4 protein-coding genes are annotated in these 2358 nt (G+C 60.0%); 2 read left to right on the top strand and 2 right to left on the bottom strand.

What is annotated here, in order from left to right:
* On the bottom strand, nt 1–486 hold a 486-nt coding region (locus B4F73_RS04135), incomplete at its 3' end, for a prolyl-tRNA synthetase associated domain-containing protein (RefSeq protein WP_290482573.1).
* Between the two features lie 58 nt (nt 487–544).
* Between B4F73_RS04135 and B4F73_RS04130 the strand changes: the two genes are divergently transcribed.
* Nucleotides 545–1279, top strand: coding sequence for a DUF6065 family protein (locus B4F73_RS04130; protein WP_290480282.1), 735 nt, complete (start codon nt 545–547; stop codon nt 1277–1279).
* 132 nt (nt 1280–1411) lie between these two features.
* On the top strand, nt 1412–1831 hold the full coding sequence (locus B4F73_RS04125; protein ID WP_290482572.1) for a DUF3806 domain-containing protein: 420 nt from the start codon (nt 1412–1414) through the stop codon (nt 1829–1831).
* Between the two features lie 6 nt (nt 1832–1837).
* Here the strand turns inward: B4F73_RS04125 and hisE are convergent, their stop codons facing one another.
* Entirely contained in the window at nt 1838–2185 is a 348-nt protein-coding gene (hisE, locus tag B4F73_RS04120) for a phosphoribosyl-ATP diphosphatase (protein ID WP_290480284.1), read from the bottom strand.
* Nucleotides 2186–2358 lie beyond the last annotated feature (173 nt).

Genomic DNA, 2358 nt, shown 5'->3' with positions numbered 1-2358 from the left:
AAAGTCCACCACTTCAAACCCATGCCCCGTCGCGCGGGCAAACCGCTCCAGATCATCCCGCGCAATCGCCGTGGTCCCGGTATTGGTCAGCGGGTGGAAATTCACCGGATCGTGATCCAGCAGCGCGGCATCGACCAGGAAACGCACGCGCCCGCCTGTATCATTCATCAGGGCAAATGCCGTCACCGATCCCGGTGTCACGCCCAGCACTTCCTCCATCAGATCGGGTGAACCAAACGACAGCCGCCGCGTGCCGATCAGGCGATGAAGCCGGTTCAGCTTGAGCTCTGAATGTGCCTCCGCCGCGATCAGGATGATCGCGCCATCCTTGTCGGTCAGGAACAGGTTCTTGGTGTGTCCGCCGGGCATGGAGGCTTTCAGCTCCCGCCCCTCATCCACCGTAAACACGGCATCATGCCAATGTGTTGTGTGGGCGACGCCCAATTCATCCAGATAGGCAAAGAGATCATCAGGGGTTGCGGTCATGGCGTCCTTTGGGCCAAGACTTTAGCCTCCCGTCAAGCACTGCTCTGGATACCGCTTCATGCATCTCGATTGCTACAAGATCTACGACGTCGCGCCACAAATGGTGCCTGCGCGCTCCAATCGCGACTGGATGGACGCCTTCACAGATCGCCATCCCTATCGCTGCCTGCCGCTGACCATGGCCAATTCCACCGGCTGGGAATTGCTCTGCCCGATGGACATCAAGATCAAATGGAATGGCGGCACGCGCAATGAAGACATTCAGATCCTGACGCGCGGCGATCCGAACGCAATTTCCAGCTTTGCCGATGCGCATTTCATGCGCGGCATCGTCACCTTCCATACCGGCCACCTGTTCCGCACGCCGCCCGGCTGGGGCGTCTGGGTCACGGGCCCGCCAAACTGGCCGAAGGATGGCATCTATCCGCTGACGGGCCTGGTCGAGACCGACTGGCTGCCCTTCCCGTTCACAATGAACTGGCAGATGACGCGCCCCGGCGAAGTGATCTTCGAAAAGGACGAGCCCTTCGCCTTCATCACGCTGATGGAGCACAAGAAGCTGGAAGAGATCGAACCGGAGCGGAAGCTGCTGCGCTCGAACACGGAATTGGTGAAGGAATATAATGCCTGGACCGAAAGCCGGTCAGACTTCAACAAGCGCCTGAAGACAGGCGAAGAAAACGCCATGAAGGAACGCTGGCAGCGCCACTATATGCGCGGCGAAAAACCCACGGGCGACAAAGCCGATACCCACCAAACCAAACGCCGCCTGAAAGCGCCGAAAGAGGTCTAGAGGTGCAGAGCAGGCGCGCCTCTCGCCCAGCCCCGGCTCCCTCCACTTCCACAAACGCTTCGGCTTCGAAGAAATCGGCGAGAACATCTTCGTGCCAAGTGAGAAGGAAGTGATCTATATGGAGCGGGTGATATGAGTCAGGAATTCAGGGGTCTCACTTCAGAAGAACGCGCGGCATTGGAAAGTGGCCTTTCTCTTGCGTCGAGACTGGCGGACGCTGCCCCGCCTCTTACCGCTGCGCATGTACAAGACCTCTACGACACGCTCTCGAGCCAGTATCCGGAATATGGTGAAGGCATCATCGCGGCGGGACTGGCATTCGGGGAACTGTTGGCCCAGAAGGTTCCGCTTGAATGGGTGCGGGTGAAGGACGAGTTCGGAGAGGAAACAGTCCTGGCCATACCTGACCTGAAGATATTTTGTTCTCCAGTCAGCATGATTCAGAAGCGGGTAAGGGAGTCCGCGCGGGTCAGCATCACTGACCTTTGCAATGCGATGGCGAGCGAGCTGCAGCGCATGGCGGACTCTGGGGAATACGACAGCCGACCGTAGGTAGCTCTAACCTTTTCGCCCGGCCTTCTCGTCAATCCCACTGATGCCTTGCCGTTTCTCCAGCGCGGCGGCCACCGCATCGAGGCTCACCCCCCGCGAGCGCAGTGCGACAAAGGCATGATAGAGCACGTCGGCCGCCTCGCTTGCCACATGCGCATCGCTCTCGCGGCGCACGGCCTCGGCCAGCTCCATGCCTTCCTCATGCACTTTCTCCGCGCAGGCTTCCGGCCCCTTGGCCAGCAGTTTTGCGGTCCACGAACTGGCTGCGTCGCCTTCCTTGGCGCGTGCGTCGATCGTGGTGCCGAGATGGGCGAGGGCCGCAGCCAGGCGGTCAGGGGAGCCGAGATCTGTCATGGCCTTGGCTTAGCGCACTTACGCGACGTGAGGAAGCGCGGGCGCTTGACGCGAGGCCTTACTGGCGCACTTTAACCTCAGGAAACGCCACCAGATCAGGAAGAATGTCATGAAAGACCGGGTCTCCATTACCATGCTGGACGACGGCATCGCCGACGTTCGCTTCATCCGCA

The sequence above is a fragment of the Hyphomonas sp. UBA3601 genome (assembly GCF_002375605.1).
Classification (GTDB): Bacteria; Pseudomonadota; Alphaproteobacteria; order Caulobacterales; family Hyphomonadaceae; genus Hyphomonas.
Note: the sequence above shows the minus strand (reverse complement) of the source record. Positions and strands in the feature narration are given on the sequence as shown.

Coding starts and splice junctions, on each gene's coding strand:
- B4F73_RS04130 (WP_290480282.1), top strand. CDS start 545: ATGCATCTCGATTGCTACAAGATCTACGACGTCGCGCCACAAATGGTG.
- B4F73_RS04125 (WP_290482572.1), top strand. CDS start 1,412: ATGAGTCAGGAATTCAGGGGTCTCACTTCAGAAGAACGCGCGGCATTG.
- hisE (WP_290480284.1), bottom strand. CDS start 2,185: ATGACAGATCTCGGCTCCCCTGACCGCCTGGCTGCGGCCCTCGCCCAT.